Here is a 13,265-nt window from a genome sequence, read left to right as displayed (position 1 = left end):
CATCCGGAGACGGGGGCGCCGCTGTCGTACGGGCGGGACAGCTATGCGGTGCCGAAAGACTTGCAAAGAATGGTCCGGCTGCGCGACCGGACGTGTCGCGGGTACGGGTGCAACAAAGCCGCACGGTTCTGCGACCTCGACCACACTGTGCCGTACCCGACAGGGCAGACCGAACTGACGAATCTGAAACCGCTGTGCAAACCCGGCCATGCGCTCAAGACCGCGGGACTGTGGCGGGATATCCAGCACCGCGACGGCAGGGTGGACTGGACCTCACCGGCAGGCAGGAAATACTCCAACACTCCCGAAGGCCCGCTACCGGAGATGCGACCCGTACCCGACATCGCCACCCTGCTCAACAAAGCCAAACACCAGGCAAATCCGCGAAAGGGGCCGAGCAAGAAGCCGGCAAAGACGGCAAACGGCTCAAACCAGCGCGGAGCCGCGGGCCAAAAGCACGACACCGGGGTCAAACCGGCAAAGCAGGCCAACGGATCAAGCCGACGCGGCGCCGGCAACGAAAAGCGCGGCACCGGGCCCAAAACGACCCCGAAAGATCCGTGGCAAATACCCAATGCCAAGAAGGACAGCGCTGCCGGCGACGCGACGAACAGGCAGCCATCACAGAAACCACCCGATGACCCCGACGGGCCGCCGCCTTTCTGAATCCGGAGGCAGCAGACGGCGACTCCGGCCAGACCCCGGCCAGACTCCGGCCGGACTCCGGCCGGACGTGCTCAGCCCGACAGGCGGAGTATTGACGGATTTGGTCCCACTGTTGGATAAGCTGGTAACCGCACCCAGTTCGCGGAGAGGACAGCGATATGCACGAAGATGACGGAGCGGATGGCTCCCATGCTGGGCGCCCGTCGTCTGAGGGCCACGGCGGCGCCGGGGAGTGGCCGGAGGAAATCGACAAGACGGGAGATGCTTCCGTCGATGCGATACTCGACCGGTTGCAGGGACTGCCGGATATGCCCACCGCGTCACAGACGCAGGTCTATGGCGAGATTCATGAGTCGTTGCGTTCGGAGCTTGAAGCCGATGCGGACTCGGGCTGAACCTTTTCATGCCCCGACTCGACCAGGAATTGTTGCGCCGCGATCTGGCGCGTTCCAGGACCCACGCGGCCGCATTGATCGCCGAAGGCAGGGTGGTGCTCAGCGGCGGCACGGCTTCGAAGGCCGCGGTGCGAGTCGGCCCTGACGACGAAATCACTGTCTCCACGTCCGGTGCCGAATACGTCAGCCGCGCCGGATACAAACTGGAGGGCGCACTGGAAGCCTTTGACGCCCTTCGGGTCGCTGGGCGCCGTTGTTTGGATGCGGGAGCCTCAACGGGAGGGTTTACAGATGTGCTCCTGCGCAGAGGCGCTTCATCCGTCGTCGCCGTGGATGTGGGGCATGACCAACTGGCAGCGGGCTTGCGGGAGGATCCGCGGGTGCAGGTTTATGAAGGTTTCAATGTCCGGAACCTGCAACCATCCGATATCGGCGGGACCGTCGCATTATGCGTTGCCGACCTGTCCTTCATATCCCTGACTCTCGTGATGGAAGCTCTGGCACGTTCAACAGAACCGGGTGGTGATCTCGTCCTCATGGTTAAGCCGCAGTTCGAGGTTGGCCGGGCACGGCTCAGCAACACCGGGGTTGTTACGTCAGACGCCGAGCGGCTCCGGGCCGTGGGTATTGTTCTCGATTCCGCCCTGAACCAAGGGCTCGGTATCGTGAATCTTGTGCCCAGCACACTGTCTGGCCAGGATGGCAACCTTGAATTCTTTCTGTGGACAAAGGTGCCGAATGAGGAATCAGTCCCTAGGATCGAGACAGAACAGAACAAGACTGTAGCCGAATGGCTGGACGCCTTGGCTCAGAAGATGGCGAAGGGCAGGTGGGAATGAGCCGAAGGATCCTGGTTCTCACGCATACCGGGCGTGACGACGCGATGACCGCGGCTCAACAGGCCTGCACCCAGTTGCATGAATCCGGGCTGATTCCGGTCATGATGCAGGCTGAGCTCAACGAGATCCACGCCGTTTACGGCAACGGAACAGCGCCGGCAGAAGTGTTCGAGGAAGACGTCGAACTGTCCCGGATGGACCTGGTCATGGTTCTCGGCGGGGACGGCACGATACTGCGCGCGTCCGAATTGGTGCGCGGCACGGACGTGCCATTGCTCGGAGTGAACCTGGGCCATGTGGGTTTCCTCGCTGAAAGCGAACGTGCAGACCTCACCCAGACGGTGCAGTGGGTGGTCGAGCGGGCGTACACGGTTGAGGAACGCATGGCTATTGACGTGTCCGTGTGGCTGGGCCAGGACAAGGTGGCTCACACGTGGGCTTTGAACGAGGCCGCCGTGGAGAAGGGAAGCCGGGACCGGATGGTGGAAGTCGCCATCGAAGTCGACGAACGGCCGCTGAGCTCCTTCGGCTGCGACGGCGTCGTCATGGCCACCCCGACAGGTTCGACGGCCTACGCATTTTCTGCCGGGGGGCCGGTGGTGTGGCCGGAGGTGGCGGCACTGCTGATGGTGCCGATCAGCGCTCACGCCCTGTTCGCCAAGCCGCTGGTCGTTTCCCCTGAGTCGAGCATGGCGGTCGAGCTGCTTAATCGGACGGACGCGCCGGGCGTGCTGTGGTGTGATGGACGCCGAACTGTGGAATTGCCTCCCGGGTCCCGCGTGGAAGTCCGGCGTTCCCAAACACCGGTGCGACTGGCGCGCACGCGCCAGTCGCCTTTCTCCGAGCGTCTGGTGCGGAAGTTCGAATTGCCGACCACTGGCTGGCGCGGACCCGTTGAACACCAGCCAGGGGCCGACGACGCCGATGCACCCGCCATTGAACCGGTCACCACGATCGACCCATTCCACAACTTCGATGATTCCGGGGGAGAGGAACGATGATCGAACAGATTCAAATCCGCGATCTCGGGGTCATTACCGATGCCACGTTGCCGCTGGGGCCGGGGTTCAGCGTCGTGACTGGCGAGACGGGCGCGGGCAAGACGATGGTGGTGACCGCCTTGGGCCTGTTGCTCGGCGCGCGATCCGACGCCGGAGTGGTGCGCACCGATGCCAAGGCGGCAGTGGCTGAGGCGATCGTCAATGTCGCCCCGGACAGCGAAGCGGCTCGTACCGCCGTCGACGCCGGTGGCGAGCTGGAGGAGTACGACGGCGGTGCCGAACTGATGCTGGCCCGCACCGTGGGTGCGGATGGGCGCAGCCGGGCCCATGTTGGCGGCCGATCCGCACCGGTGGGAGTGCTGGGACGGATCGGTGGAAGCCTCGTCACCGTGCACGGCCAATCGGACCAGTTGCGCCTCAGAAGCACCGCCGCTCAACGTGAAGCGTTAGACAAATACGCCGGTCAAGAGCTGGAAGAGCTCCTGGGCGATTACACGGCGAAGTACACGCGCTGGCGGGACGCCGCGGCCGAAGTGGAAGAGCTCCGGGCCGCGTCGCGCGAACGGATCCGCGAGGCCGAATCCCTGCAGGCCGCGTTGGAAGAGATCGACAATCTCGATCCACAGCCCGGCGAAGATGAGGCGCTCAAGGCCGAGTCGATCAAGCTGTCCAATATCGAGGAACTCCGGGCCGCGGCGCTTGGGGCAGGGCAGTGCCTCACCGCCGACGTCGACGTTGACACCCCCGACGCCGCAACTCTAGTGGACACTGCGAAGCGCAGCCTCGAACAGGCCGGCCTCCACGATGAAGCCCTGCAGAACGCAGCCGAACGGCTGGCTGAAGTGGGCTACATTCTCGCCGACGTGGCCGGGGAGCTGTCGAGTTACGCCTCATCCGTGGACAGCGAGGGGCCCGGCAGGCAGGCCGAGGTGGAAGAACGCCGGGCCGGGCTATCCGGCTTGATCCGCAAGTATGCACCAACCATTGACGAGGTGCTGCAGTGGGCCGGGACAAGCCGGGAACGACTCGACGAACTGACTGGCGACGACGCCCGGATCGAAGCCCTCGATTCAGAAGTCCAGGATTTGGAGCGGCAGCTGAAGGTCACCTCGGAGAAGATGACGGCACTGCGGGTGGCAGCGGGCAACGAGTTGTCCGGCCGGGTGAGCAAGGAGCTGGCCGCTCTGGCCATGCCTGACGCGGAACTGAACGTCCGCGTTGAGGACGTCGGGCAGCTGGGTCCGCATGGTGCCGACACCGTCGAACTGCTGCTGCAGCCGCATCAGGGAGCCCCGCTGCGGACCCTGGGCAAGGGCGCGTCCGGCGGCGAACTCTCCCGGGTGATGCTCGCCATCGAGGTGGTGCTCGCCGAGGTCGACCCGGTTCCAACGTTTGTCTTCGACGAGGTCGACGCCGGCGTGGGGGGCCGGGCCGCCGTGGAAATAGGGCGTCGTCTCGCCATGCTGGCCAGGCACGTGCAGGTGATTGTGGTGACTCACCTGCCGCAGGTGGCTGCATTCGCCGACCGGCACGTTACGGTTATCAAGACTCCGGGCAATAACGACGACGGCGGAGTCACCGCCAGCGATGTGAGGTTGCTTGAGGATTCGGAGCGGGTGAAGGAACTGGCCAGGATGCTTGCAGGGCAGGAGGACTCCAGCTCCGCGCAGGCCCATGCACAGGAACTGCTCGAAGATGCCCGGGCCGGTTAGCGGCGAGGGGCGAGTCGGGACGACCGGCACTGTGCCGGTTTCATCGGGTTCGCGGTACCGGTGAGATTCCGCCTACAGAATCAAGGTCAACGACAGTAAAGGTGATAGGCTCGAATTCCGTGGCGCAGCAAATAAACTCCCGGTTCTTAAAGTCGTCCAGCACGACAAAACACATCTTCGTCACCGGCGGCGTGGCATCTTCTCTCGGTAAGGGGCTGTCGGCGTCGAGCCTGGGTCAGTTGCTTAAAGCCCGTGGTCTGTCGGTGACCATGCAGAAGCTGGATCCGTACCTGAACGTTGATCCCGGGACGATGAATCCCTTCCAGCACGGCGAGGTCTTCGTCACCGACGACGGTACCGAAACCGATCTGGACATCGGCCACTACGAGCGTTTCCTCGATGAGAATCTCGACGGCTCCGCCAATGTCACCACCGGGCAGGTTTACTCCACGGTGATCGCCAAGGAACGCCGGGGCGAGTACCTGGGCGACACCGTCCAGGTGATTCCGCACATTACCGACGAAATCAAAAACCGGATGCGGCTGCCGGCGACGGGCAGCACTCCGCCCGACGTCATTATCACCGAAATCGGCGGCACCGTCGGCGATATCGAATCCCAGCCGTTCCTGGAGGCCGCCCGGCAGGTCCGGCAGGACATCGGCCGGGGCAACGTGTTCTTCCTGCACGTTTCGCTGGTGCCCTACATTGGCCCGTCCGCGGAGCTGAAGACCAAACCGACACAGCATTCGGTGGCGGCGCTGCGTTCCATCGGTATCCAGCCCGACGCCATCGTGATCCGCTCCGACCGGGCTGTTCCGGACGCCATGCGCGAAAAGATCGGCCGGATGTGCGACGTCGATTCCGACGCCGTCGTCAACGCCGAGGACGCGCCGAGCATCTACGACATTCCCAAGAAGCTGCACGGGCAAATGCTCGATGCGTACATCATCCGTGCACTGGACCTGCCCTTCCAGGACGTGAATTGGACCAAGTGGGACCGGCTGCTCGACGCCGTCCATAATCCGGCGGAGCGGGTGGAGATTGCGCTGGTGGGCAAGTACATCGACCTGCCGGATGCCTACCTGTCCGTTTCGGAGGCGCTGCGGGCCGGCGGATTCGAGAAGAATGCGAAGGTCAGCCTCCGCTGGGTTCCCTCCGACGACTGCGCCACGGACGAAGGTGCGGCCAAGGCGCTGGACGGTGTCGATGCCGTATGCGTCCCCGGTGGTTTCGGTATCCGCGGGCTGGACGGGAAACTCGGGGCGTTGAAGCATGCCCGCGTGAACGAGCTGCCGTTGCTGGGACTCTGTCTCGGGCTGCAGTCCATGGTGATCGAGTTCGCGCGCAATGTCGCCGGGCTCGATGGTGCATCGTCAAGTGAATTCGACCCGGACACCGGGCACCCCGTCATCGCTACGATGGCCGAGCAGCTCGACATCGTGGCCGGCGAAGGGGACATGGGCGGGACCATGCGGCTGGGACTCTATGAGGCGAAACTCGCCGAAGGGTCGGTTGTCGCCGAAACATACGGCACCACGACGGTTCACGAACGGCACCGCCACCGCTACGAGGTCAGCAACCAGTACCGCGAGCAGCTCGCCGAGGCCGGGCTGGTGTTCTCCGGCACGTCTCCGGACGGGTCGCTGGTGGAATTCGTCGAACTGCCGCGCGAGGTCCACCCCTACTATGTGTCCACGCAGGCGCACCCGGAGCTGAGCTCACGCCCCACGCGCCCGCATCCGCTGTTCTCCGGCCTGGTGGAAGCCGCGCTGGAACGCCAACGGGCCGGACGGCTGGTGGAGGTCTAGACATGGTCAGTCAGCCGACGCCGGCCGGGGCCGGAGAGCACCTGACCGGGCCCGGGGACGTGGACCCGGCCGGGGCCGGGGATCACCTTGCCGACCATCACAACCCCCGGATCAAGGTCGACTCCGAGGTCGTCTATGAAGGTCGGATCTGGAACGTGGTCAAAGACCGGTTCCGGCTGACCGGCGACGGCAAGCCACTGGAGCGGGACTACATCGAGCATCCAGGTGCCGTGGCGGTGCTGGTGATGAACGACGACGACGAGATCCTGTTGATCAACCAGTACCGGCAGCCGACCGGCATGAACCTGTGGGAGATCCCGGCCGGGCTGCTGGATGTGACGGGCGAGGATTTCCAGCCCGCCGCCGCCCGCGAGCTGGCCGAAGAAACCGACCTGACGGCAGACACATGGCACGTACTGGTCGACTTCTTCAACTCCCCGGGCTCTTCCAGTGAGGCTATCCGGATTTACCTGGCGCGCGGTATTGGCACCGTGCCCCATCATGAACTGCACGAGCGGACCGACGAAGAGGCCGAGATCGAAGAGGCGTGGCTTCCGCTTGACGAGGCGCTCAACGCGGTGCTGGAGGGCCGGATCCACAATCCCTCGGCCGTGACCGGAATCCTGGCGGCGTCCGTGGCCCGGGGCCGTGGGTTCGCTGGCTTGCGGCCGGCCGACGCTCCGTGGAGCGCACACCCGAGTCAACGCCCCGAACGCCCCGCAGGCCCCGCACGGCCCGAACCGGCGCCCGGCCCCCGGGCTGCGGCTCAGGCAGATCCGGCTCAGGGCGCTTCGGCTGCGCATCCGGCCCAGGGGCAAGGAGACTGACACATGTCCACCGTGGCCGGTCAACAACCACCCGCAGCAGATGAACTGCGGGCGACCGCAGTGGGACGGGCCGTCGGCGAGTACCTGCAGCACATGGCCGTCGAACGGGGTCTGGCCGGGAATACCGTTGCCGCCTACCGCCGCGACTTGCTGCGTTATGTGCGGTTCATAACGAGCCAGGGCATCGACGACGTCAACGCCATAGCCCGCAAGGATGTCAGCACCTACGCCCAGGGTCTGGTGGACGGATCCGACGGCGGCGCCGCGTTGAGCATGCGGTCCGCGGCCCGGAATGTGGTCGCTGTGCGCGGGCTGCACAAGTACTGGGCGCTGGAGGGATATTCGACGGCGGATCCGGCCAGCGACATTCATCCTCCGATGCCGGGCAAGCGGCTGCCGAAGGCCATTTCCGTCGACGAAGTAACCCGGATCCTGGAGGCCGCAGGAGGCGAAACCCCGACCCGCCTGCGGGACCGGGCGCTGCTGGAATTCCTCTACTCGACCGGCGCCCGGATCAGCGAGGCGGTCGGCCTGGACGTCGACGACGTCGCACTCGACCGCGAGGCCGGAACCCCCGCCGTCGTGCGGCTGTTTGGAAAGGGGTCCAAGGAGCGGATGGTGCCGCTCGGTTCCTACGCCGCGGAGGCGATTGAGGCCTACCTGGTCCGCGGCCGCCCCACGCTGGCAGCGAAAGGAAGCGGGGCGCCGTCGTTGTTCCTCAACGCCCGGGGCGGGCAGATCAGCCGGCAGAGCGCGTGGACCATCCTGAAAACCGCCGCGGAGCGGGCCAAGATCTCCACCGACGTTTCGCCGCACACGCTGCGGCATTCGTTCGCCACGCATCTGCTCGAGGGCGGGGCGGATGTGCGGGTGGTCCAGGAGCTGCTGGGCCACGCGTCGGTGACCACCACCCAGGTGTATACGCTGGTCACCGCCGACACGTTGCGGGAAGTCTATGCCGCCGCGCATCCGCGGGCACTGGGATGAGAATAGTCGTGGGTCGGGCGCCGGCCGGGGCAGGCGGCGACCGATGAGCGCCGACGCCGGGAAGCGTCCGGCAGCTGCCGCCATCGCCTTGTGTTTCCTGCTGCGCACCGGCGAAACAGGGGGCCGGCAGGTGCTGATGGGCCGGAAGAAGAGAGGTTTCGGAGTTGGCAAAATGGTCGGGCTGGGCGGCCACGTCGAGCCCGGCGAAAGCGTGGCCGAAGCGGCCTGCCGCGAGGTGGCCGAAGAGTCATCCGTCGCGGTGCGGCAACAGGATTTGAACGACGTCGGCACGGTGGAGTTCGTGTTCCCCGCCCGCCCTCAGTGGAACATGAGCACCCGGGTCTTCACCGCTTCGGTCTTCGCCGGAGTACCGGTGGAGACCGACGAAATCGAACCGCACTGGTTCGCCCTCGACGACCTTCCCGTCTCACACATGTGGCAGGATGCCGAGCACTGGCTGCCGCCGATGCTCTCCGGCCGCAGGCTCGCTGTGACGATCACCCTGCGGCCGGATAACGAAACCGTGGCCGAGGTCTACCTGGAGGAACTGGCAGCGCTGGCGGAGGACTGAGCAGGAGCCCGGGTCTCCACGCCGGGTCTCCACGCGGGGAGACCCGCGTGCAGACCTACTTCTCGACGTGGCGTTCGTCGGTTCCGTTGTACACACTCAGCGGACGGATCAGCGCATTGTCCGCCGCCTGTTCCATGATGTGCGCGGTCCATCCGGTGATCCGGCTGGCCACGAACAGCGGGGTGAACATCTGTGTGTCGAAACCCATCAGGTGATACGTGGGGCCGGCGGGGTAGTCCAGGTTCGGCAGGATGTCCTTGGCTTCCTGCATCGCCGACTGCAGACCGTTGTACAGACCCAGCAGCTCGCCGCGGCCGTAGTATTCGACCATGTCGTCCAGTGCGGCCTTCATGGTCGGCACCCGGGAGTCACCGTGCTTGTACACGCGGTGGCCGAAGCCCATGACCTTCTTCTTCTGCGCCAGCGCATCTTCCATCCAGGACTTCGCGCGGGCGGCGGCTTCCTCCTTGGACTCGTCCGTGCGGATGCCGATGGTCTGGAAGGTCTCCATCACCGCCTCGTTGGCCCCGCCGTGCAGCGCTCCCTTTAACGCGCCGATGGCGCCGGTGATGGCCGAATGCAGATCCGCCTGGGTGGAGGTGATGACACGGGCCGTGAAGGTCGAGGCATTGAACGAGTGCTCGGCGTACAGCACCATTGACACCTTGAACGCTTCGACGACCTCGGGCGGCTGCTCCTCGCCGAAGGTCATGTAGAGGAAGTTCGCGGAGTAGTCCAGGTCTTCCCGCGGCTCCACCAGGTCCTGGCCACGGCGGCGGCGCTGGTCATAAGCGACGACGGCGGGGAAGGCAGCGAACAGGCTGATGGCCTTCTCCAGATTCGCCTCGGGGGAGGAATCGTCGGCCTGTGGGTGGGTTCCCCCCATCGAAGAGGCAGCGGTGCGGCAGACATCCATGGGATGGCAGCTCGTCGGCAGCTGGTCAATCAGCGCCTTGACCCGCGGGTCAAGTGCCCGCTGCGAACGTTCGGACTTGGTGAATTCGTCCAGCTGCGCTTCGGAGGGAAGTTCGCCATTCCACATCAGGTAGGCGACCTCTTCGAAGCTGCACTCTTTGGCCAGCTCCTGGACCGGGTAGCCGCGGTACAGCAAGGAGTTGGTCTCCGGATTCACCTTGGAAACGGCGGTGGTATCGGCGACAACACCATCGAGGCCCTTGTGAATCTCTGGTTCCTGCGTGTTCATTACGCCTCCTCGCGCTGGTTCCTGCCCGGCACCTGAAAGTTGAATACTGAAGTGTCGAACTGGTTGTACGACTCATAGTCGACTAATTCGTAGAGCCGGGACCTCGTCTGCATCCTATCGACAATGCCTTCCTGAGTGCCCTCAGCCGTAATCTGCTCAAGTCCAGCTTCCACTGCTCCCATGGCTATCCGCAATAAGGTTACCGGGTATATGACCATATTCATCCCGACGCCTTCCAGCTCGTCCTGGGTGAACAGCCGGCTCTTGCCGAATTCGGTCATGTTGGCCAGCAGCGGGACGTCGACGGCCTTGCGCACCGCCTCGAACTCGCTCAAATCGCGCATCGCCTCGGGGAAGATGGCGTCGGCTCCGGCGTCGACCAGGGCCTTGATCCGCTCGATGGTGGTGTCCATATCTTCGACGGCGCGCACGTCGGTGCGGGCCATGATCAGGAAATCGGGGTCCCGCCGGGCATCGGCCGCGGCACGGATGCGCTTGACTGCGGTGTCCAGGTCGACGACGGCCTTGCCGTCCAGGTGCCCGCAGCGCTTGGGATTGATCTGGTCTTCGATATGGCAGCCGGCCAGGCCGGCGTCTTCGAATTCCTGGATGGTCCGCGCCAGGTTAAGCGGCTCCCCGAAGCCCGTATCGGCGTCGACGATGGCCGGCAGGTCACTCATCCGGGCCATCTGCCTGGCCCTGGTGGCCACTTCGGTCAGCGTGGTCAGGCCGATGTCCGGCAGGCCAAGGTCGGCCGCGAGCACGGCACCGGATATGTAGACGCCGTCGAATCCTTTGTCCTGGATCAGGCTGGCCGACAGCGGGTTGAAGGCCCCGGGGAACTTCAGCAGCCTGCCCGAAGCCAGCGCCTCGCGGAAGTTGCGGCGCTTCTGCTCAACGGTGGTCTTGGAATACAGCATGGAAATCCTTTCTACGAACAACGTTGCGTTAGAACAACCCGTGCGGGGCGCCGGCGGCTTCGATGACGGCGGCCGGGGCGAGCACGTTCAGCGCGTCGAGTTCGCCCGCGCCCAGCCGCGGCAGCCGCTGCACGGTGTCGAGGAACCGCTCGATTTCGGCCGGATCCAGCACGCCTTCGGCCAGCGAGCGGAACTTGCCGATGTACTCCTGGCGGGCGAACGGGCGGGCGCCGAGGGGGTGGGCATCGGCGACGGCGATTTCGTCGGTGATGGTGCGTCCGTCGGCCAGGGCGATCTCCACCCGGCCGCCGAATGCCTTTTCCTGCGGGTCCAGCGAGTGGTAGCGGCGAGTCCATTCGGCGTCCTCCGCCGTCGTCACCTTCTGCCACAGTGCGATGGTGTCCGGCCGCCCGGCCCGCTCCGAGGCGTAGGAGCCGACGTGGTGCCACTGGCCGTCCTGCAGCGCCACGGTGAAGATGTACGGAATGGAATGGTCAAGTGTCTCGCGGGAGGCCTTCGGGTCGTACTTCTGCGGATCGTTGGCGCCGGATCCGATCACGTAATGGGTGTGGTGCGAAGTGTGCAGCACCACCGAGGCGACCTGGTCAGGGTCGGCCAACTCCGGATGCTCCGAATGCAGCTTCCGGGCCAGGTCGATCCACGCCTGGGCCTGGTATTCGGCCGAGTGTTCCTTGGTGTAGGTGTCCAGGATCGCCCGCTTGGCCTCGCCGTTCTCCGGCAGCGGCACCTGGTAGGCGGCGTCCGGACCGTCAAGCATCCAGGCGATGACGCCGTCTTCGCCCTCGTAGATCGGCACCGGGGAGGTCTGGCCGCGCATCGCCCGGTCCACCGCCTCGATGGCCATCTTGGACGCGAATGCCGGCGCGTGCGCCTTCCACGTGGAGATCTCGCCCTTGCGGGACTGCCGGGTCGCCGTCGTCGTGTGCAGCGCCTGACCCACAGCTTGGAAGATGGTTTCGACGTTGAGGCCGAGCAGGGTGCCGATGCCGGCCGCGGCCGACGGTCCCAGGTGCGCCACGTGGTCGATCTTGTGCTTGTGCAGGCTGATCGCCTTGACCAGGTCCACCTGGATTTCGTAGCCGGTGGCGATCCCGCGGATCAGGTCCGCTCCGGTGCACCCCTTGTGCTGGGCGGCCGCCAGGATCGGCGGGATATTGTCACCGGGGTGGGAATACTCGGCCGCCAGGAAGGTGTCGTGGTAATCGAGCTCGCGCACGGCCACTCCGTTGGCCCAGGCGGCCCACTCCGGTGAGGCCTTGGTGTCGATCCCGTAGATAGTTGAACCCAGCCGTTGGCCAGGGGCCACGTCCACGGAGTTCCCTGGCCGGGCTTGCGAGGTCAGGGGGCGGGTGATGAATGGATGGGATGTCGCCTGGGCACGGGCGGCGGCGATGGGTCCGCGGGCCAGCGACGCGACGGCGACGGCGGTGTTGTCGATGATCCGGTTGATCACCATGTCGGTCACGTCGTCGCCCACCGCTACGGAGTCGGCCGCCACCTGGGCGATCTTGTAGGCCAGTTGGTCGTCGCGCTGCAGGTTCTCTTCGCTGCGGTAGACCCGGACCGGGTGCTCTTTAACCATTGATGGATTCCTCTCGTGGGATGACTGGTTCCTCGGCGGAAAGTACGTGTTCAAGGCTGTTGTGCAGGTGCACCTGGGTGGCCGCGACGGCCAGCGGGCCGTCCCGGGCTTCAATCGCCGTGGCAATCAGCGCGTGTTCCGATGCGGCAGCAAGCAGCCGCTCCGGGTGATCAGTGGCCAACCGCCTCACCCGGACCAGATGGGTGCGCAGGTTCCGCTGCGCCTGCAGCAGGTACTGATTGTCGGCCGCTTCATCGATGGCGTCATCCATGCGGGCGACCAGATCGAAATAACCTTGGCGGGAAGGATCCGCCCCGTGCAGCAATGTCCCTGCATTGGCCAGTTCGGCCCGCAAGGACTCAAAGACGCCGTCGGCCCGCCGTTCAGCGGCCAGGGCAGCAGCCCGGCAGTCGAGCGCCTGGCGGACATCGAACAGTTCGTGGACGTTCTCCAGTGAGATATCGGTGACGACGACGCCGCGGCCGCCCGCCGGAGCGGCGAGGCCTTCGGTGGTCAACCGGGCCAAGGCCTCACGCAGTGGCGTGCGCGAGACACCCAGTCGACGTGATTGTTCCACTTCCGCCAGCATCGATCCCGGTGGAAGCCGCCACTCGATAATGTCGGCGCGCAACGCCTGGTAGGCTCGTTCGCCGGCCCTGGCCGGGGCGCCTGTCTGTCCATCAATCACGGTACCAGTGTATACACAGATCGCGACTTTAGGGTCAACGTTGC

Annotated in this window: 12 protein-coding genes and 1 pseudogene; 9 read left to right on the top strand and 4 right to left on the bottom strand. The window is 65.3% G+C overall.

What is annotated here, in order from left to right:
- From H535_RS0111815 to H535_RS0111775, 9 genes and pseudogenes are all read left to right on the top strand, one after another.
- On the top strand, positions 1-666 hold a 666-nt coding region (locus H535_RS0111815), incomplete at its 5' end, for an HNH endonuclease signature motif containing protein (protein ID WP_211236580.1).
- Between the two features lie 158 nt (positions 667-824).
- Positions 825-1,061, top strand: coding sequence for a hypothetical protein (locus tag H535_RS25035; RefSeq protein WP_035769318.1), 237 nt, complete (start codon positions 825-827; stop codon positions 1,059-1,061).
- 8 nt (positions 1,062-1,069) lie between these two features.
- On the top strand, positions 1,070-1,900 hold the full coding sequence (locus H535_RS0111805) for a TlyA family RNA methyltransferase (RefSeq protein WP_026819712.1): 831 nt from the start codon (positions 1,070-1,072) through the stop codon (positions 1,898-1,900).
- Positions 1,897-2,901: an NAD kinase gene (locus tag H535_RS25030; RefSeq protein WP_081416629.1), complete on the top strand. Its 1,005-nt coding sequence runs from the start codon at positions 1,897-1,899 to the stop codon at positions 2,899-2,901. The genes H535_RS0111805 and H535_RS25030 overlap by 4 nt, the downstream gene beginning before the upstream one ends.
- Positions 2,898-4,613 (top strand): DNA repair protein RecN, encoded by a 1,716-nt coding sequence (gene recN, locus H535_RS0111795; protein WP_026819711.1) that lies wholly within the window; start codon positions 2,898-2,900, stop codon positions 4,611-4,613. The genes H535_RS25030 and recN overlap by 4 nt, the downstream gene beginning before the upstream one ends.
- A 101-nt stretch (positions 4,614-4,714) precedes the next feature.
- A complete protein-coding gene (locus H535_RS0111790; protein WP_026819710.1) occupies positions 4,715-6,421 on the top strand; it encodes a CTP synthase in 1,707 nt (568 codons plus the stop codon).
- Between the two features lie 41 nt (positions 6,422-6,462).
- Positions 6,463-7,128: pseudogene (locus H535_RS25025) on the top strand (NUDIX domain-containing protein); the annotation flags it as partial.
- 123 nt (positions 7,129-7,251) lie between these two features.
- The gene (gene xerD, locus H535_RS0111780; RefSeq protein WP_026819709.1) at positions 7,252-8,235 is read left to right on the top strand and encodes a site-specific tyrosine recombinase XerD; all 984 of its coding nucleotides are present in this window, start codon (positions 7,252-7,254) and stop codon (positions 8,233-8,235) included.
- Positions 8,236-8,278: 43 nt separating this feature from the next.
- Positions 8,279-8,806 (top strand): 8-oxo-dGTP diphosphatase, encoded by a 528-nt coding sequence (locus H535_RS0111775; RefSeq protein WP_035769316.1) that lies wholly within the window; start codon positions 8,279-8,281, stop codon positions 8,804-8,806.
- A 55-nt stretch (positions 8,807-8,861) separates the two neighbouring features.
- Here H535_RS0111775 and H535_RS0111770 read toward each other — a convergent pair whose 3' ends face one another.
- From H535_RS0111770 to H535_RS25020, 4 genes are read right to left on the bottom strand one after another with little or no spacing between them, the layout of a single operon-like run.
- The gene (locus tag H535_RS0111770; protein ID WP_026819707.1) at positions 8,862-10,010 is read right to left on the bottom strand and encodes a bifunctional 2-methylcitrate synthase/citrate synthase; all 1,149 of its coding nucleotides are present in this window, start codon (positions 10,008-10,010) and stop codon (positions 8,862-8,864) included.
- The gene (prpB, locus tag H535_RS0111765) at positions 10,010-10,930 is read right to left on the bottom strand and encodes a methylisocitrate lyase (RefSeq protein ID WP_026819706.1); all 921 of its coding nucleotides are present in this window, start codon (positions 10,928-10,930) and stop codon (positions 10,010-10,012) included. The genes H535_RS0111770 and prpB overlap by 1 nt, the downstream gene beginning before the upstream one ends.
- 28 nt (positions 10,931-10,958) lie before the next feature.
- On the bottom strand, positions 10,959-12,533 hold the full coding sequence (locus H535_RS0111760) for an MmgE/PrpD family protein (protein ID WP_026819705.1): 1,575 nt from the start codon (positions 12,531-12,533) through the stop codon (positions 10,959-10,961).
- On the bottom strand, positions 12,526-13,221 hold the full coding sequence (locus H535_RS25020) for a GntR family transcriptional regulator (protein ID WP_245580266.1): 696 nt from the start codon (positions 13,219-13,221) through the stop codon (positions 12,526-12,528). The genes H535_RS0111760 and H535_RS25020 overlap by 8 nt, the downstream gene beginning before the upstream one ends.
- Positions 13,222-13,265 lie beyond the last annotated feature (44 nt).

This window comes from Arthrobacter castelli DSM 16402, from assembly GCF_000430705.1.
Taxonomy (GTDB): domain Bacteria; phylum Actinomycetota; class Actinomycetes; order Actinomycetales; family Micrococcaceae; genus Arthrobacter_C; species Arthrobacter_C castelli.
Note: the sequence above shows the minus strand (reverse complement) of the source record. Positions and strands in the feature narration are given on the sequence as shown.